The organism is Bacillus sp. T3 (genome assembly GCF_033449965.1).
Classification (GTDB): Bacteria; Bacillota; Bacilli; order Bacillales; family Cytobacillaceae; genus Bacillus_BU.
On record NZ_CP137761.1, the window covers coordinates 2,552,055 to 2,569,436 of the forward strand.

16 protein-coding genes, 4 pseudogenes and 1 riboswitch are annotated in these 17,382 nt (G+C 38.0%); of the genes and pseudogenes, 8 read left to right on the forward strand and 12 right to left on the reverse strand.

Going from position 1 to position 17,382, the window contains the following annotated elements:
* The first annotated feature begins 163 nt into the window (after positions 1-163).
* From RGF10_RS13135 to RGF10_RS13145, 3 genes are read left to right on the forward strand one after another with little or no spacing between them, the layout of a single operon-like run.
* Entirely contained in the window at positions 164-499 is a 336-nt protein-coding gene (locus RGF10_RS13135; RefSeq protein WP_318502708.1) for a MerR family transcriptional regulator, read from the forward strand.
* Entirely contained in the window at positions 490-1,632 is a 1,143-nt protein-coding gene (locus RGF10_RS13140; RefSeq protein WP_318502710.1) for a hypothetical protein, read from the forward strand. Before RGF10_RS13135 ends, RGF10_RS13140 begins: the two co-directional genes overlap by 10 nt.
* A gap of 36 nt (positions 1,633-1,668) precedes the next feature.
* The gene (locus RGF10_RS13145) at positions 1,669-2,187 is read left to right on the forward strand and encodes a MerR family transcriptional regulator (RefSeq protein WP_318502712.1); all 519 of its coding nucleotides are present in this window, start codon (positions 1,669-1,671) and stop codon (positions 2,185-2,187) included.
* Positions 2,188-2,293: 106 nt separating this feature from the next.
* Here the strand turns inward: RGF10_RS13145 and RGF10_RS13150 are convergent.
* Positions 2,294-3,102 (reverse strand): annotated as a pseudogene (locus RGF10_RS13150) (YitT family protein).
* A gap of 102 nt (positions 3,103-3,204) precedes the next feature.
* Positions 3,205-4,395, reverse strand: a complete 1,191-nt coding sequence (gene purT, locus RGF10_RS13155; protein WP_318502714.1) for a formate-dependent phosphoribosylglycinamide formyltransferase — start codon at positions 4,393-4,395, stop codon at positions 3,205-3,207.
* A 1,023-nt stretch (positions 4,396-5,418) separates the two neighbouring features.
* Between purT and RGF10_RS13160 the strand changes: the two are divergent.
* Together RGF10_RS13160 and RGF10_RS13165 are read left to right on the forward strand one after the other, a co-directional pair.
* Positions 5,419-5,475 (forward strand): annotated as a pseudogene (locus tag RGF10_RS13160) (hypothetical protein); the annotation flags it as partial.
* 74 nt (positions 5,476-5,549) lie between these two features.
* Positions 5,550-6,185, forward strand: a complete 636-nt coding sequence (locus tag RGF10_RS13165; protein ID WP_318509456.1) for a CAP domain-containing protein — start codon at positions 5,550-5,552, stop codon at positions 6,183-6,185.
* Positions 6,186-6,231: 46 nt separating this feature from the next.
* Here RGF10_RS13165 and RGF10_RS13170 read toward each other — a convergent pair whose 3' ends face one another.
* Positions 6,232-7,041, reverse strand: a complete 810-nt coding sequence (locus RGF10_RS13170; RefSeq protein ID WP_412176625.1) for an HAD family hydrolase — start codon at positions 7,039-7,041, stop codon at positions 6,232-6,234.
* Between the two features lie 121 nt (positions 7,042-7,162).
* On the reverse strand, positions 7,163-7,984 hold the full coding sequence (locus tag RGF10_RS13175; RefSeq protein WP_318502718.1) for a divergent polysaccharide deacetylase family protein: 822 nt from the start codon (positions 7,982-7,984) through the stop codon (positions 7,163-7,165).
* A 434-nt stretch (positions 7,985-8,418) separates the two neighbouring features.
* On the opposite strand from RGF10_RS13175, the gene RGF10_RS13180 reads away from it, so the two are divergent.
* Complete coding sequence (locus tag RGF10_RS13180; RefSeq protein ID WP_412176626.1) at positions 8,419-8,625, forward strand: hypothetical protein; 207 nt, start codon at positions 8,419-8,421, stop codon at positions 8,623-8,625.
* Between the two features lie 240 nt (positions 8,626-8,865).
* On the opposite strand, the gene RGF10_RS13185 is transcribed toward RGF10_RS13180, so the two are convergent.
* Positions 8,866-9,378, reverse strand: coding sequence for a cupin domain-containing protein (locus RGF10_RS13185; RefSeq protein WP_318502720.1), 513 nt, complete (start codon positions 9,376-9,378; stop codon positions 8,866-8,868).
* Positions 9,379-9,721: 343 nt separating this feature from the next.
* On the opposite strand from RGF10_RS13185, the gene RGF10_RS13190 reads away from it, so the two are divergent.
* Positions 9,722-10,054 (forward strand): DUF3870 domain-containing protein, encoded by a 333-nt coding sequence (locus RGF10_RS13190; RefSeq protein WP_318502721.1) that lies wholly within the window; start codon positions 9,722-9,724, stop codon positions 10,052-10,054.
* 83 nt (positions 10,055-10,137) lie between these two features.
* On the opposite strand, the gene RGF10_RS13195 is transcribed toward RGF10_RS13190, so the two are convergent.
* The 6 genes and pseudogenes from RGF10_RS13195 to queC all read right to left on the reverse strand — a co-directional run bounded on the left by RGF10_RS13195 (position 10,138) and on the right by queC (position 15,427).
* Positions 10,138-11,352 carry an acyl-CoA dehydrogenase family protein gene (locus RGF10_RS13195; RefSeq protein ID WP_318502722.1) on the reverse strand — a complete coding sequence of 405 codons (1,215 nt, stop codon included), beginning with the start codon at positions 11,350-11,352 and terminating at the stop codon, positions 10,138-10,140.
* A 12-nt stretch (positions 11,353-11,364) separates the two neighbouring features.
* Entirely contained in the window at positions 11,365-12,552 is a 1,188-nt protein-coding gene (locus tag RGF10_RS13200) for a CaiB/BaiF CoA transferase family protein (RefSeq protein ID WP_318502723.1), read from the reverse strand.
* Positions 12,553-12,960: 408 nt separating this feature from the next.
* The gene (gene folE, locus RGF10_RS13205) at positions 12,961-13,527 is read right to left on the reverse strand and encodes a GTP cyclohydrolase I FolE (RefSeq protein ID WP_318502725.1); all 567 of its coding nucleotides are present in this window, start codon (positions 13,525-13,527) and stop codon (positions 12,961-12,963) included.
* A 31-nt stretch (positions 13,528-13,558) separates the two neighbouring features.
* Positions 13,559-14,288 (reverse strand): annotated as a pseudogene (gene queE / locus RGF10_RS13210) (7-carboxy-7-deazaguanine synthase QueE).
* The gene (queD, locus tag RGF10_RS13215; RefSeq protein WP_318502727.1) at positions 14,281-14,763 is read right to left on the reverse strand and encodes a 6-carboxytetrahydropterin synthase QueD; all 483 of its coding nucleotides are present in this window, start codon (positions 14,761-14,763) and stop codon (positions 14,281-14,283) included. Before queD ends, queE begins: the two are co-directional and overlap by 8 nt.
* Before the next feature lie 4 nt (positions 14,764-14,767).
* Positions 14,768-15,427, reverse strand: a complete 660-nt coding sequence (queC, locus tag RGF10_RS13220) for a 7-cyano-7-deazaguanine synthase QueC (protein WP_318502728.1) — start codon at positions 15,425-15,427, stop codon at positions 14,768-14,770.
* Between the two features lie 54 nt (positions 15,428-15,481).
* Positions 15,482-15,524: riboswitch (PreQ1 riboswitch) on the reverse strand.
* Positions 15,525-15,677: 153 nt separating this feature from the next.
* Between queC and RGF10_RS13225 the strand changes: the two genes are divergently transcribed.
* On the forward strand, positions 15,678-16,049 hold the full coding sequence (locus RGF10_RS13225; protein ID WP_318502729.1) for a hypothetical protein: 372 nt from the start codon (positions 15,678-15,680) through the stop codon (positions 16,047-16,049).
* A gap of 62 nt (positions 16,050-16,111) precedes the next feature.
* On the opposite strand, the pseudogene hmpA reads toward RGF10_RS13225, so the two are convergent.
* A pseudogene (hmpA, locus tag RGF10_RS13230) lies at positions 16,112-17,345 on the reverse strand (NO-inducible flavohemoprotein).
* Positions 17,346-17,382 lie beyond the last annotated feature (37 nt).

Below are 17,382 nucleotides of genomic sequence, written 5' to 3' on the forward strand. Positions count from 1 at the left end.
ATACATTTCACCTATAGTTTTGGAGAAAAACGTCTTGTTTTGATAGCTTTTGTCATGAGGCAGGAAAATCAGGTATGGGATGATGAATACTATCAAAAAGGAATTTAATAGACCTGAATCTAGTAAATAGACTATGAATCATATAGAAAGGGTTGGCATAAACATGAATAGTCCATATATAAAAACATATACCCTCCAAGAAGTAGCAAAACAAATTTGTGTACCAGTTGGTACGATCAAGAGATGGGAAAAGGCGCTGGATGAATTACTTATTGTTCCAAGGACAAAACAGGGAGCTAGGTATTACACAGAAGTCGAGTTAACTTTTTTAGAAAAAGTTAAGGATTTACGAGAACGCAACAGTATGAACCAAATTAAAACCATACTACTGCAGCAATCTAATCTAAAACAAGATCAGTTTAATGAAGAATTTCTTCCCCTCCTCCAATTTGTGAGAAGGATAATGAAACTGAGCCATCCGCTGAAAATGTGGAGCTGAACCATACTCGACCAATCATCGTTCATTGGCAAAAAGCCGAGTTAGAAGCGGCACTGGAACGGAATCAGTCAGAATCATCCATACCACTAACAGAAGAAGTAAAAAACGAAGAAAAAAAACCGATCGGGAACATTGACGAGGACTTTGAAACCTCCCTTATCACGAGATTATCAAGCAGCGAGGTAGAAACAAAACAAGAGACAACAAATTTAGAAGAGTTTTTCAAGGTTATGGATGCGTATAAACAAAGCTTGTTAGACGAAGTGAAGTTAGAAATTCGCAATGGAATCCGAAAAGAGGTCATTGAAGAAGTGAAAAAGGAGATTTCAAAAGGCTCCGTCCAAACTGTCAAAGCTCTTTCCAACTCGATTTATAAATTGAGTGAGAATACCAAATCAGAACTCCAAGAGCTCTCTAATAAAATTTATGAATCCTCAGAAAACACAACTGAAAACATCATGACACTATCCCATGTGATAACCGCAACTTCAGAACACACCTCTGAAACGATTGAAACACTTTCGAATCAACTGATGACAAATTCTGAATCGACTTCAGAAACCATTTCAGCCCTTTCGAATAAAATTGAAGCCAACTCTGAAAACACGAAGGAAAGAATTGACTATCTAACAGAAGAAATTGCGGCATCTTCATCCTCTACAACAGAAACAATTGCAACGCTATCCGATAGAATTGCACAAAGCTCTGAAAATACGAATGAAACCATTGCAACTTTAACGAATCAAATTGCAGCAACATCTGAAAACACATCGGAAACCATTACATTTTTAACAAAAAGTTTCGCTTCAGCCTCTGAGGACACGAAGGACTCGATTCAGTCACTAGCAGAAGGATTCGCTATCTCCACAAAAAATACAAACCAATCTGTTCATACGCTAACAAGAGCCCTGCATCAAGCAACAGATGAGACCCATCATGAATTACGAAATTTAGTTGATGCGCTAAACAAAGATAGAGAACTCTACATTGAAACGCTTCACCAGGAAAGGATGCATTTTAAACAAGAAATCCGAACCCGTGAAACGATGTTCCAGGATATGGTCGCCAGCTTTAGAAATACAGCAGGAACAAAAGAAGAAGCAGACAAGAAATGGTGGAAGTTTTGGAAATAACAAATCGTAAAGTACGAATAAAAGGAGGATCTCATTTTGAACACAAGTGAAGTTGCAAAATTATTGGGTGTTTCAGTGAGCACGGTAAAACGGTGGGTGAAGCAGTTAGATTTGCCAATGGAACGCAATGATCGCGGTCACTATTTGTTTAACGATGAGGCTATCAAAAGTTTAAGGTTTATCCAAAATCAAATTAATGATGGCGTACTTCTTCATGAAATCACGACTTTACCTGAAAAGACCATTCGCTCAGGAACATTAAAAACACCAAAGGAACATGATCAACTGGTGGAGGAATTAACATCAAAGCTGAATAGCTTAGAACGAAGATTGGATGAAAAAGCTGATTCAGTTACATCCTACCAGCTTTTGCAACACAGAAGAGAAATCGAGGACCTACAAGAACTTGTTGCCTCCCTTTCGACTCAAGTTGTAGAATTAGAAATCGAAATCAGTGAATTAAAAAAGCAAAATGCAACGGAACGACCTCTTGTTTTTGATCAACCTAGAGGTACAAAAAAGAAAAATATTTTTAGTAGCATATTTGGGTTTTAATAGAATTAGCATTTAACTCCTTCCAAGCATTCAATCCTATGATCGAACCGATATAATGTTAATTAAAAGGGCATGGTTTCTTACACCATGCCCTGCTCATATGTGTTTAGTTTCGATGAAAGAATCCCAATACATCTGATGTTTGTGTAATATTCACAAATGAATGAGGATCAACTTCTTTAATAATCGCTTTTACATCTGCCAGCTGATATCTTGTTATCACGGTCATTAATATCTTCCGTTTTTCTCCTGTATATGCACCTTCACCATCTAGCATTGTAATTCCACGATATAGATTAGCGAGCAGTTTATCCTTTAATTCTTCACCCTTACTTGATACAATCATCAGCGTCAATTTAATATGCTTTGTATGAATCATATCGATGACCTTACCGGATGCGTAGATTCCAAGGAGTGTATTTAATGCAGCATCCCAATTAAAAACAAAGCCGGAAATAACCACAACGACTGCATTTAAAGCTGAAAATAATACTCCTAGTGGAAAATCTCTTTTTTTGCAATCAGTAAGGCAACTATATCAAAACCACCTGTACATCCAGAGGCTCGAAAGACAAGCCCTATCCCAATCCCAGAAATAACACCGCCGAACAAAGATGAAAGGATCGGTTCTGATGAAATTGGTATAACCGGAATTAAATATAGACTCGCTGATAAAACACTTACAGATAGAATGGTATAGCCAATAAATTGCCTACCTAAATGATAGAAGCCAACAATTAATAACGGGAGGTTCATAATAAAATTTAGTAAACCCGTATTTAAAGGAGTAATAATTCCCAATAAGATAGCAAGCCCACTTAGACCAGCACTTAAAATATGATGTGGGATTAAAAATAAATTATAAGCTACCCCAATAATAATAGAACCAAATATGATAACAAAAATTCTACCCATACTTTCACCTCTTAAGCATACTTTCTTCATTATAGAGGAGAAAGAAGAAATAAAAAATTAAAAGTAATTTCTGACAGATTAACCGAAAAATGAGAAATAAATTTACAGGTCAGACGCATTATAGACAATTTTTATTTTTGAAACAGCCTCTTCCGCTCGATTTCGGGCTAATTCAACTGTTTCTGCAGCATTTAATGCGACTGCCATTCGGCGACCAATCTTTGTTTCTGGCTTACCGAATACTCTAATTTGTGTATTTGGTATGGCAAAGCTGTCCTCAATTCCTGTGATTTGATAGGATTTGCTTTCCTCCCATGCTTTTACGGTTCGACTAGCTCCAGGAGAAAGCAATTGGATTTGTGGAATTGGATAGCCTAATATTGCTCGTACATGTAGAGCAAATTCTGACAGATCTTGAGTTACGAGCGTAACCATTCCTGTATCATGTGGTCGCGGTGATACCTCGCTAAAGTAGACACAATCCGGCGAGAGGAACAATTCTACTCCAAAGATCCCATAACCGCCAAGAGCGTCTGTGATTTTTTTTGCTACAGCTTGAGCTTCTGCAATTTGCGCCTCTGACATTGGATGTGGCTGCCAGGACTCTATATAATCTCCATCCTTTTGAATATGGCCTATTGGAGCGCAATAAGTTGTACCAGAGACAGATCTCACGGTGAGCAACGTAATTTCAGAGTCAAAATGGATGAATTCCTCAACAATCACCCTTGTCTTCTTACCTCTTCCACCTTCCATTGCCTCATTCCATGAGTTTTCAACATCATCCATACTGCGGCAAACGGTTTGACCTTTTCCAGATGAACTCATCACAGGTTTAATGACACATGGTGTACCAATTTCAGAAACTGCAGCCTTTAATTCATCTAACGTATTTGCAAACGCATATTTCGCAGTTGGCAATCCAAGCTTCTCACTCGCAAGTCGGCGAATACCTTCACGATCCATGGTTAGGTTTGCAGCTAAAGCAGTTGGAACAACCTGATAACCCTCCTTCTCAAGTTCAATTAAGGTTTCAGTTGCAATTGCCTCAATTTCAGGAACGATTAAATCCGGCTTTTCCTTTTCAATTACACGACGTAATTCAGCCCCGTTTAGCATATCAATACAATAAGAGCGATGTGCAACTTGCATCGCAGGAGCGTTTTCGTATCGATCGACCGCAACGGTCTCGACACCGAGGCGCTGTGCCTCAATAATAACTTCTTTTCCTAATTCCCCAGAACCTAATAAAAGTATTTTTTTAGAAAAACCAGTATATGGCGAACTTACCATAATAAACCCTCCCTCAATGTCTGTTATTTAATTATTCCACTTTACATTTTAGATGGTTTCACAAAACAAAACAACGTTAAACACGAATATTATCTACTTTTCCACCAAAATAATTCGTATTCCGAAATAGCAGCAATACACTTGTCCTCGTTAGATGGACAATAAATAATTTTGAAACCCATGACACGTGATTAGTCACTATCTAAACTTTTGTCATTATATATAGTAATTTCTTTTGAGGAGATGAGCATATGTCCTTTTTTCAAGCAATCGCCCCCAGATGTTGTAACAGTTATGTGGCAAAATAATCCACTTCGTAATACTTCTCCAGGTATAATCATTGACGCAAATATAATTGGCAGTGCAGATCCTTGTTCAAACGTTCTTCGTAGAGGTAGACGCTTTAGAGTAGCGGAGGATTGTCTTTTGGAAAATGATTTTTTAGTGGAGTATGAAAAAAGATTTGGCGTATTCGGTGTAACTGTGTTTATAAGAAAGAATTGAAGACACTTTTTTGGACCAACACTACACTAAATAGTTGGTCCATACATAGAGAAATCAAAAAAATGAAAACTTCTTCAATAATTGTCATGATTGACTTTTATTCATGACCAAAATTGGATAAAATTTTACCAGAATGGAGGTTTTCATTTGCGGAGATTATTCCAATACATCATCATCATCTTTGCTTTCATCATTGCTTGGCCAATTGTAAAAAATCAATTAGAGCAAAGCCAATACGGCATGTATTTTCAAAAAATCTCGTCTGGTGTAAAAGTAGTACAAAACACACCAGAATATGAGCAAGCAATCGATTCGTTTTTCGAGAGTATCCATGAACTTCTTATCTTTCTTGATCAAACCATCGAACAGAAGCCTGATGAGAAGCAAGATACAAAGAAAGTTCCGGCTAAACCAGAGCTGAAACAACCAGCTTCGAATAACTTCTCGATATATAATATTGAGCTTGGAAATCAGAGACAGTCTGTTGAAGAAATAATGGGAAGCGAACAGCGCTCGACGATGAATGAGTATGGACTACAATGGAGTGCATACCATCAAAACTACCACAATTTCGTGATGGTGGCTTACGATAAGAACAATAAAGTAGTAGGATTATATACAAACCAGGATCTTGTTAGCTCAAAAAAGGAATCACGCTTGGAAGTTCTAAGGATACAGTCCGAAAACAACTTGGCGAACCGTTATCAAAACTTGAAAAAGGAACCGTTTATTTTCAATTTGACAAAAAGCGTGACTATGATGTTTACCATTTAGATGGAAGCTACATCACCTTTTTTTATGATAAGCATGAGCACAATACCGTTACGGCTGTCCAAATAATCAATGAAAAAGTTGAGCAATCAAAGCAGGATTTTTATGCGTCTGAATCAACGCAATTACGAGAAGGCTTTGAATACCAGCTATTCGATTTAACTAACGCAACAAGAGTCAAGTTTGGTTTACCTGTTTTAACTTGGAATGCTAATGTAACGGGTACAGCGCGAGAGCATAGTTTAGATATGGCTGAAAATCATTACTTTGATCACCAAAATCTTAAGGGTCAATCCCCCTTTGATCGTATGAAAGAAGATGAAGTTGTTTTTACCTCTGCTGGAGAAAATTTAGCGTATGAACAATTTAGCAGTATTTTTGCGCACGAAGGTTTAATGAATTCACTTGGTCATCGTGAAAATATATTAAGGACAGAATATGAATTTTTAGGTGTGGGTGTCGCATTCAATACAGAAGCCCAACCCTACTATACAGAAAACTTTTTTGCTAATTAAAAGTAAGAAGCGGAGTGATTGATTTTCTCACTCCGCTTTTTAAATCTTATATTAATTTAAAAACATCTCGAATTGCATAGGTTATTCCATCTTCATCATTGCTCTTGGTTACAAATGATGCTTGGTCTTTAATCTCCTGTGGGGCATTTGCCATCGCGATTGAATGGGTTGCGACCTCAAATTGTGACAAATCGTTTCCACCATCACCAAAAGCATAGATTTCATCAAACTGAAGCTCATTAAGTTGTGCAAAGCGATGCAAGGCAAGACCTTTATGTGCCTCGATCGAAGTGATTTCAACATTATTTGGGAATGAGGACGCCATCGAAATTTTTTCAAATTGTGCAAGTTCCTTTTTTACACGATCTACTTTTTCAAGCTGATGTGGATAAACTAGTGCAATTAACTTATAAATTTTAAGGTCTTGTTTTTCCAATAATGCCTCATAATCAAACGAATCGAAAAGATTGTCTAGCTCTTCCGGGGTTTTATGATGGGTCGGTGGGAGTGTAGATGGAAAACCGCCTTGATCCGTATAAATCAAAATTCCTACCCCTAACGATTTTAGGCTCGAAAAAATTGGCATATAGATCGAACGATCAAGTGTAGCTTCAAATAACAATTCTCCTGTTTTTGAGAAAAGAATGGCCCCATTTACACAAACAATTGGACAGTTCAATTCCTTAATGCCAGGAACTTTGATTACATCACTAAATGCCCGCCCTGTATTAATGATGACTTCAATTCCCTTTTCCTTAAGCCCGACAATAGTTTCCAGACTTGCTGATGTAATTTCTAAATTTGTATTTAATAAAGTCCCATCAAGATCAAGCGATACACATTTCACTCTTAACATACACCTCAACTATTATGAATTTTTCAATATACGTTTAATTTTAGTTGAAGTTCTCGGAATGGTCAAAAGAAACCATCAATACAATTCTCCACAACAAAGGAATACTCAGCATACAAAAGCACTACAATGAAGTAGCGCTTGAGGAAAAAATATTATGATTCAGTTTAAAATACTTTTCACTGAAATCATCCAAAATTAATTCAGAAACAGGGACTATTTTTATTTGCTTTTTCTTATAAAGCTGCATTGATTGGACAATACCACGAGAGCAAACCTTGCCTGTTATTCCAACATGCCCGATGGCAATTCCCCGCCCATTTTCTTCAGTAATTTGAGCGAGAAAACCCATTTGTTTGGCAACATGAGCACTGGATGAGATATCATCGAGAAATACATCCCTCACTAAATATGGAACACCTAACTCTTTAGCAATTTTAGGGATTTTGGATTTAGGAGAAGTGGCACTATCGACGAGATAAAGTTTTTTTTCTTTGGCAACCTCCACAATACCTCTGACAATTTCTTCATTTTCAATCGCTAACGAACCCATATGATTGTTTAATCCTTTTGCATACGGTACGCTCTTTATGGCTTCTCTAACTCGTTTTTTTACTTCAATTTTGGAGAGATTAATTGTAATTGGTTTTGGACCAAGCCAGGACAGCTTGCCTTTTTTGGGTTGCATTGGTAAATGCACCATAACCTCAAATCCGTTTTTATGGGCCCATTTTGCATGCTCCTTTGATTTTTCCGTAAAGGGCATGACAGCAGCAGTAATATTGATGTCACCTTCCAAAAAATCCTCTACTCCCCCTATGCCTCCTCCAAAATCATCAATGATGATTGCTGCTTTTAATGGTTTTGTTTCTGCCTTTCCATTACGAATGGGAAGATAAGTACTAATTAACATTACCGAGAAAATGATACAGAATATTTTCTTCATAAATATCCTCCAATTTTCTGTTTCCGTTAATTTAACCAAACAGACATGGAGCGATACATTTCATCCCGCCACACTTTATCGTATTTTTTTACGAGGCTGTGTTAAAGCTCAATTTGTTTTTGTGCACAAGTTGATTGGAGCGGAAGGTGCGAAGACTCCTGCGGGAGCAGCGGGACAGGTGAGACCCCGCAGGAGCGATAGCGACGAGGAGAAGGAAAAGCGGAAACGGCTTGCAAAGGGGCGACAGGCATATGACCCCGAGCCCCTAGCCGCTGCAGCTGGACAGGCTCACCGTCCGCCCCGCGGAAAGCGAAGCACCAAGAGCGGAAATCAACTCTCAAATTTAACACAGCCTTTTACAAAAAAATCACACGGATAAAACGTCCCCTTCGGAGTATTCTATAATTTGTGTTTTAAAAAAAGGAGGAATTTCCATGACAATTGATACAAATAAACTGAAACAAGCTGAGGCAGCTACATCTCTTGCAAAGGATTCCATCACCCAGGCGATTGAACAATCTGCAGCGAACACTACTCTGGCTAAAGAAGCATTGAAACAAGCTGCTAATGAAATTGCTCAAGCCCAAACCTGTGTTAGCCAGGTTCAATCTGAGCTTCAAACGGAAGAATCTTCAAGTTAAAAAACATCCGCGGAACTGACTCGCCAATTTCTAAAAAAGGAAAAACCACTCAAAAGGTCATTGATTTACGATCCTTTTGAGTGGTTTTTTGTGTAATGATTTTTGATAAAAAACTATCTTTATCTTTAAATCTCACCCCGCCCTGCGGAAAGCGAAGCGCATGGAACGGAAATCAATGGACAAGTAATAGGCATAATACGCAAAAGAACGGGTTGCCTCTAAAAGTTATACGCTTTTCGCTTATTTCGTTTTATATGCCATTTTTCTAATGATTTGTTCATGCTGAGGAAAATCCTTCAGTAATTCTTCCTGCTCAAACAACTCAAAATCTTCAAAATCAAATCCAGGTGATACCATACAGCCCACCAATGAGAAGGATTTCTCTTCCATCACTGATGATCCAAAAATTGAATTCTTTGGAACCAACACCTGAGGTACCTCTCCCTCTTCAAGGTTTAATCCTAATTTGATTTTTTTGTATTCCCCGAGCTCATCGATCACGTGAACAATTAACGAGCTTCCTCCGTGGTAATACCAAAGTTCATCTGATTTCAATCTATGAAAATGAGAAATATCCTCTGACCTTAACAGGAAATAAATACTCGTATATAACTTGCGCTTTTTTCCATTACCAATAATTCCACTATCCGTAATGATGGTTTCCGACTCATATGTACTTTTAAAATATCCGCCCTCTGGGTGGGCACTTAAACCAAGGTGATGGATCCAATACTCTGCATTCTTATTATTCATAACAATGTCCTTTCAAGTATATGTATTTGTTAGCAGCAGACCTAACACTATCTTAGCAAATTGTCTTAAAAGTAACAAAGGGACAGTTCTTTTAAGAGTCAATCGAAAGTTCTCGCGAAAATAGGCACGACTAGCGGATTATTCTAGTTGCGCCGTTAATATATGGAAAAGAGTTGAAGTTGTGAACTAATTCTGATTATATTCATATTTATATTTGTTTTAACGTAGGCGACAATAATTTACAAAATAAGTCGAATTACTCCCCTTTTTTTCCTTCCTATCTTTCATTCTTTGTATTATGCTAAATATATAGAAAATTCAGAACAAACGAGGTGAAGTTTGAATGAACACAATGTTTATTGCTGGTCATGCAAAATTACCATCTGGAATGGCTGCTAAAAGTGTATTTGAAACATTGACGATAACAGCTGAAATTGATAGGAAATATGGGGTAATTGTCGCAGCGTCATGTACGCTAGCCACGGATCACGGGAAGGAATATATTTCTAGAATGTTAAAAGGACACAGTCTGCGTGATGGGATAGATGAACCTCTCAATCACATTCGAGATAGCTATTTAGGAAAAGCGAATAATGCCCTAATTGCCGCTTTAAAAGATTTATATAAACAATATGAACTACAGTTTAAATGTATCGGCGAAGTGAAAACGAATTAAAACAGAAAGACCGAAGTCTTCACTCGGTCTTTCTGTTTTTATGGAAATGGTATTTGAGAATTGTTGAGCCCTTCTTATTTTTATTAATTTTTAACCGCTTCTTTATCACTTTCAAATGGCCATGCAGGCAATGGTTGATTTAATGGTTTGTCTTCGCGGTAGCCGAGTGCATATTCTGCTTGCATGATCGTATGGATTTCCCGAGTTCCTTCATAGATAACCGGTGCTTTAGAATTTCGGAGGTATCGTTCTACTGGATATTCGCTAGAGTACCCATAAGCACCATGGACTTGAACCGCATCATCTGCGGCGTTATTAGCAAAATCACAAGCAATCCATTTAGCCAGTGAGGTTTCTCTAGTGTTTCGTTTGCCTTGATTCTTTAGTTCCCCTGCTCGATATACTAATAGGCGACTTGTTTGTAAGCCAGCTTCCATTTTGGCAATCATTTGTTGAACAAGCTGATGTTTACCAATTTCTTTTCCAAATGTTTGTCTTTCATGGCAATACTTCACGCTAGCCTCCATACTAGCCATAATCAACCCAACCGCTCCTGCAGCAACTGTAAATCGTCCGTTATCTAGCGCGGCCATCGCAATCTTAAATCCATCCCCTTCATTTCCAAGCAGATTTTCCTTTGGTACCCTTACTTGATCAAAGAATAGTTCGCCCGTATTTCCTGCGCGAATTCCCAACTTCCCTTTGATCGCTTTTGATGAAAATCCTGGCATCGTCCGTTCCACGATGAATGCGGAAATTCCATGGTGGCGCTTTTCTTTATTGGTATAAGCAAATACGATAAAATGGTCAGCATAATCACATAAGGAAATCCATGTTTTAGAGCCATTTAAAATGTAATCATCCCCATCTTTTACCGCAGTTGTTGCGATGGAAGCAACATCAGACCCTGCACCGGGCTCCGTTAATCCAAACGCAGCAATTTTTTCACCCTTTGCTTGAGGAACTAAATATTTTTGTTTTTGTGCTTCAGTACCAAATTGCAATAATGTTAAGCTGTTTAAACCTGTGTGAACTGAAACGGCTGTCCGGAATGCCGTATCTCCTCTTTCAAGTTCTTCACAAACAATTGCCAGTGAATTATAATCCATGCCACTGCCTCCGTACTGCTCCTGGATACATACTCCCATAAGATTTAACTCAGCTAAACGTTTTAATATATCAGCATTAAAATACCCTTTTTCATCCCATGCTTGGATGTTCGGCATAATTTCTTTATCGACGAAGCTTCTTACCATCTTCCTTAACATCACTTGCTCTTCTGTAAATTCAAAGTTCATCTTAACGTCCCCCTAAATAATATGATTTTGTTTGAAATACTCAATTTCTTTTATGTCATAACCTAAGTTTTGTAAAATTTCATTCGTATGTTCCCCTGCCATTGGCGGATAGCGTTTCATTGTTACTCCTGTCCTTGATAGTTTAATAGGTGAGCCGACAAGCTTGATCTCTCCTGCTTCTGGATGATCCATTTCCACGACCATTTCTCGTGCAGCAATTTGTTCATTGTAAAAAACTCGGTCCATTGCATTAATAGGTCCACACGGAATATTATGTTTGGAAAAAAGCTCAATCCAATCATCCATAGTGCGATGAGAGAGTCGATCTTCTAGAATTCCAGTTAATTTCAGACGATTTTCAACCCGTGCTGAATTCGTTCGAAATTTTTCATTTTCGGCAATTTCTCTAAGTTCTAGTAATTCACATAGGGTTGCAAACTGACGATCATTTCCGACAGCAATAATCATTTCGCCGTCCTTTGCACGGAATGTAGAATAGGGAACAATGTTTGGATGTTCGTTGCCAAGTTTTTTCGGAACTTTTCCGGAAATTAGATAGTTACTTGCTATATTGGCAAGCGATCCAACTGCGCAATCAAGCAGAGACATGTCAATTTTTTGACCCAAACCAGATTTCTCTCGTTCAAGTAATGCAGCTTGAATGGCAATGGCAGAATATAAACCTGTCAAAATATCAACCATTGCCACACCGATTTTTAATGGACCACTTTCATCTGTCCCCGTGATGCTCATAATTCCACTCATTCCTTGAATAATAAAGTCATATCCAGGTAAATGCCGATAAGGTCCCGTTTCACCAAATCCTGTGATCGAACAAAAAACGATGTTTGAATTTATTTGTTGTAAATGATCATAATCTAGCTGCCATTTTTCCATTGTCCCCGTCTTAAAATTGTGAATGACAATATCTGCATCTTTGACAAGCTGGCGTATGATTTCTCTCCCTTCTTCCGTTTTTAAATTAATCGTCAGACTCCGTTTATTACGATTTGCACAAAGAAAGTAGGCGCTTACATTATTCTTATAAGGAGGTCCCCAGCCTCTTGTTTCATCACTTCCACCCGGTCCCTCAACCTTTATAACATCTGCCCCAAGATCTGCTAGGATCATCGTACAATATGGGCCTGCTAGCACCCTAGTTAAATCTAATATTTTTATACCTGAAAGTGCTCCCTTCACGATCTTCCCTCCTTTTTGATGAAGTTTTTAAGCCATACAAAAAGCCAGCCCTAACACATCCAAAAATGTGGAAGGACTGGCTTATGATTCATGAGTAACATCCAGGTAAAGAATGTGCAATGAATCTTAACAGTCAAATCATGTTCTTGCAATAAAGTAAAGCTAATCAACATTCTTCTCTTCCTTCTGTTGAGTGACAGATAGGGTGAAGAACTTACTTTTATTATACAGAATTTTCTGAATACAGCAAGTTATTTTTTAATTTTTACAAAAAAAATGCACTATTGTAATTTGCTTTTGCAGCATTCATATATAGCATGTTATCAAATCAACGGACAAGGTAAACGTTCGAAGTGCAAAAAAGAGGTGCCCCTAAAAGTTATATTTTGGGGACACCCTCTTAATACCTTATTTATGAATATAAGCTAATACTTCCGAACGTTTCGTAGCATCGTCAACGAAAATTCCACGTACCGCAGACGTTACAGTTTTAGCTCCTGGCTTATTCACACCGCGCATGGTCATACACATATGCTCAGCTTCTACCACAACCATCGCTCCATGTGGTTCAAGCGTCTCCATAATGGTATCGACAACTGTAGCAGTTATTCTTTCCTGTAATTGCGGGCGCCGCGATACCGCTTCAACAGCTCGTGCTAGCTTACTTAACCCAGCTACTTTTCCATTACGAGGAATATAAGCTACATGAGCAACTCCATAAAATGGAACGAGATGATGCTCACACATCGAGTAAAAAGGTATATCCTTCACTAATACCAGTTCTTCGTGGTTTTCGCTAAAAATAGTATCAAAATATTCCTTCGGGTCAATCGTCAACCCCGAAAACACTTCCTCATACATTTTTGCAACCCGTTTCGGAGTATCGAGCAGACCTTCTCTGTTCGGATCCTCACCAACTGCTTCTAATATTAAACGTATCCCTTCTTCAATTTGGGCACGATTTACCTTTGACATTTTGTTTCCCCCTACTAATCATTCATTCTTTCTATACGCCGCGCTTGTTACCCCAAATATAGGTGTGCAGCTGCGGCAGGACCTTAACATTTTGAAATTCATCATCCGACATAACCTTATCAATCAGCCATTCATATCTATCGAGAAGCTCCATTACAAGTTGCTGTTGATTTTCTGTTTTACTATCAGCATTCCCAACTTGAAGAAAAAAAGGCACATCCTGATATCTTAGATGAACTTGTTTTGCAAAACGATAGTCTTCCTCATCAAAGACTACGACCTTTAGACTAAAATGCTGTTCCCTATTACCACTTTTTAAATTTTCAATAATGGAGTCTAATTTAGTAAAGTCCGTATTCATTTTAGAACTTGGTGGTTTTGGTGAAATCGTTAATTCATCAATGTCTAAAAACCAGTTCTGCCATTTGCTCCCCTGCGTTTCGACACCAATTTTAATTTGGTTTTCTTTTAAAAGACTAATGAGTTCACTCATATCCTTGAGCAAGGCAGGATTGCCACCTGGAAATGGTTACAAATGAAAAACCGTTTCCGCCAATTGCTTTTAGCTCTGACCAAATTTCATTAGCATCCATTTGCTTAATCAAGTGTTTTCCTGTTCCGTCCCATGTAAAGGCTGAATCGCACCAAGAACAGGAATAATCACAGCCAGCAGTACGAACAAACATCGTCTTTTGGCCAATTACCATTCCTTCACCTTGTATCGTTGGACCAAAAATCTCCATTACTGGCAGCTTACTCATTCTCCATCCACTCCCGTCTTGCCTCAGCATAGCTGGTTGGGGTTTCATAAAGACGAATAAATTCCACTCTTGCACCCAAATATTGCTGCTGTCTTTCTTCTTTTTCTAAAGCTTCCTTCATTTTTTCATAAATCCAAACAACCATATTTTCAGCCGTTGTATTCATCGGCGGCAATGTTTCATTTAAATAGCGATGATCAAGAAAAATCTCAATTTCTTCTTTCCAAATTTGTTTTAAATCAGCAAAGTCCATCATTAAACCGCGTTCATCAAGAAATCCACTTATCCCAAAGATCACTTTATACGTATGTCCATGAAGATTCTTACATTTCCCCTCATAGGCATGCAAATGATGAGCGGCATCAAAGGTAAATTCTTTACTAATCATGACACGTCTGGAATGATATTTTAGCTGGTCACGGCGAATATCTTCATCAATTTTTTGGAGCTTATCCACGATGCGAAAGCCATACATAAGTTTAGCGCTCCTTTCTGTCTAATAAATAATCCTGTAGGCCTTTTTGGCGGAGCTTACAAGCTGGACATTCACCACAACCATCTGCAATGATTCCGTTATAACACGTTAAAGTTTTTTCACGCACAAAATCAAATGCACCAAGTTCATCCGCTAATTGCCATGTTTCTGCTTTATTTAGCCACATCAGTGGTGTGTGAATGACAAATTGATAATCCATTGAGAGATTCAATGTTACATTTAAAGATTTAATAAACACATCCCGGCAATCCGGATAGCCACTAAAGTCTGTTTCGCAAACACCCGTAACAATATGTTTTGCACCGATTTGATTCGCCAATACTCCTGCGAAGGACATGAATAATAAATTACGCCCAGGGACAAACGTTGATGGCAGACCGCCTTCATCCCCTTCCTTCACAGCAATATCAGCTCTAGTTAAAGCATTTGGTGCCAATTGATTTAATAAAGACATATCTAAAATATGATGTTTTATTCCAAGTTCACTCGTTATATTTTTTGCGCACTCAATTTCTGTTATGTGCCTTTGATTGTAATCGAATGTCACAGCAACAACTTCTTTAAATTGTTTTATTGCCCAAAATAAACAGGTTGTACTGTCCTGGCCTCCACTAAATACAACTACGGCCTTATCGTTTTTCATAAATTTTCTACTCCTTTACATCAAAAAAACAGCACTACTAAGAAAGCAGTCCTGTTTTCCTTAGTTTTTTTGAGAGGGTAGCTAGAACCTCTTTATATCATTGTGATTAATATTTTAACATAATTTGAAACCAATTTATTATATCATAACTCATTCAAAAGTACATATATAAAATAAACTTTGCTTAATTTCCTTTAACCTGACTTTCCCCTTTTGAATAACATATATGTACAAAGAGGAGGGATTAATTATGTATTATTATGGTTATGGATTTGACCCAATGCATCCAAATACAAGAGATAGTGAAATTAGAAACGTTAAAGGTGCCTGTCAGAAGTTTATGAATTACCATGTACTCGGTCAAATGACAGACGGAACACAAGTTGAGGGTATTATTGAGGACATGGATAATGAAAATGTTACAATGTTAGTGCCCGAAATGGTTGAAGAGGAGGTTCATGAATCTCCAGAATCTCGGGTTTACGGAGATTTTGGCTATTATGGCGGTGGCTATGGCGGCGGCCGAAGAAGATATAGACGTTTCCGGCGGTGCCGGCTCCCTATACGGTTTTTGTTTACCCATTCATTGTCCCGTTTCCGTATTATTATTAATTCGATTTAGACATAGTTTAAATTTATTAAAGGTTTGAAAAGGCTGATCATCAGAAGATCAGCCTTTGCTTTTTATATCATTTGGTGCTCAGCTTCTAGACTCATCGCTGGACCAAAAAATTCATAATGAATTTGTGAGTCTGTAACTCCTAACTCATTTAGATTTAGAACAATAGCCCGTAAGAATGGTACAGGTCCACAAACGTAGTAGTCAGCATTATCAACTAGCACATTTTCCTTTAGCCATGCCTTATCAATATAGCCTGCTTTTATAAAATAATCCTCATTTCGATCAGTCTCTGAAGGATTTTCATAAACGTAAGAAAGCTGATAATGTGTAAGTTTATCGGTTAAAGAGGCTAATTCAGTTTTGAATGGTTGCAAATTGCCGTTTCGTGAAGCATTGATAAAGTGGATCTCGCGATTTGATTGCTTATCAGCAAGATTGTTTACCATACTCATAAACGGAGTAATACCAACCCCACCGCTTAAAAAGACAACAGGCGTATCTGTATCGGTATTTAGAATAAAATCACCAGCTGGAGCCGTTACTTCTAATTGGTCACCTGTATGAATATGATCATGCAAATAATTCGATACCTTCCCTTGCGGAGTATTTTCCTCTGCTTCACGCTTGACGGAAATTCTGAAATAGTCTTTTCCAGGTGATGCGGACAGGCTGTATTGGCGATTTAATAAATACTTCTCGCCTGGAATTTGGATTCTAATTGTAATATATTGCCCAGGTTTAAATTCAGGTACACTTAAATCATCCGTTGGAGCGAGATAAAAGGAAGTGATTACTTCACTTTCTACTACTTTCTCTATTACCTTAAATGGTTTAAATTCACGCCACCCGCTTAATGATGCAGCTGCCTCATCATACATTTCCTTTTCAATATCGATAAAGACTTGCGAAATAACACCATATGCCTCACCCCAGGCATTTAGGATTTCATCAGTAGCCGCATCCCCTAGCACCTGCTTGATCGCTCCAAGTAAATGCTCGCCCACGATTGGATAGTGCTCCGGTTTTATAACAAGACTACGATGTTTATGGGCAATTTGCTTCACGACCTGGAATGATCATTTCCAGCTTATCAATATAAGTGGCTGCAGCTAAAACGGTATTTGCCAATGCTGTTTGCTGACGACCTCTTTGTTGGTTGGCATGATTGAAAATATTTAATAGCTCAGGATGATTCGTAAACAAATTTTGATAAAATACGGTCGTAATTTCTGTTCCCTTCATCTCTAATACAGGAACTGTTGCTTTAATGGTTTCAATTGTTTTTTGCGATAGCATCTCGAAATCCCCTTTTTCGAATAAAGTAGTATGTAAA

Bases quoted from the DNA above. Each gene is read 5' to 3' on its own strand.
- RGF10_RS13135 (WP_318502708.1), top strand. From the start codon at position 164: ATGAATAGTCCATATATAAAAACATATACCCTCCAAGAAGTAGCAAAA.
- RGF10_RS13180 (WP_412176626.1), top strand. From the start codon at position 8,419: ATGACAATTGATACAAATAAACTGAAACAAGCTGAGGCAGCTACATCT.
- folE (WP_318502725.1), bottom strand. From the start codon at position 13,527: ATGTCAAAGGTAAATCGTGCCCAAATTGAAGAAGGGATACGTTTAATA.
- RGF10_RS13225 (WP_318502729.1), top strand. From the start codon at position 15,678: ATGTATTATTATGGTTATGGATTTGACCCAATGCATCCAAATACAAGA.
- queC (WP_318502728.1), bottom strand. From the start codon at position 15,427: ATGAAAAACGATAAGGCCGTAGTTGTATTTAGTGGAGGCCAGGACAGT.
- RGF10_RS13190 (WP_318502721.1), top strand. From the start codon at position 9,722: ATGAACACAATGTTTATTGCTGGTCATGCAAAATTACCATCTGGAATG.
- RGF10_RS13185 (WP_318502720.1), bottom strand. From the start codon at position 9,378: ATGAATAATAAGAATGCAGAGTATTGGATCCATCACCTTGGTTTAAGT.
- RGF10_RS13195 (WP_318502722.1), bottom strand. From the start codon at position 11,352: ATGAACTTTGAATTTACAGAAGAGCAAGTGATGTTAAGGAAGATGGTA.
- RGF10_RS13170 (WP_412176625.1), bottom strand. From the start codon at position 7,041: ATGTTAAGAGTGAAATGTGTATCGCTTGATCTTGATGGGACTTTATTA.
- purT (WP_318502714.1), bottom strand. From the start codon at position 4,395: ATGGTAAGTTCGCCATATACTGGTTTTTCTAAAAAAATACTTTTATTA.
- queD (WP_318502727.1), bottom strand. From the start codon at position 14,763: ATGTATGGCTTTCGCATCGTGGATAAGCTCCAAAAAATTGATGAAGAT.
- RGF10_RS13175 (WP_318502718.1), bottom strand. From the start codon at position 7,984: ATGAAGAAAATATTCTGTATCATTTTCTCGGTAATGTTAATTAGTACT.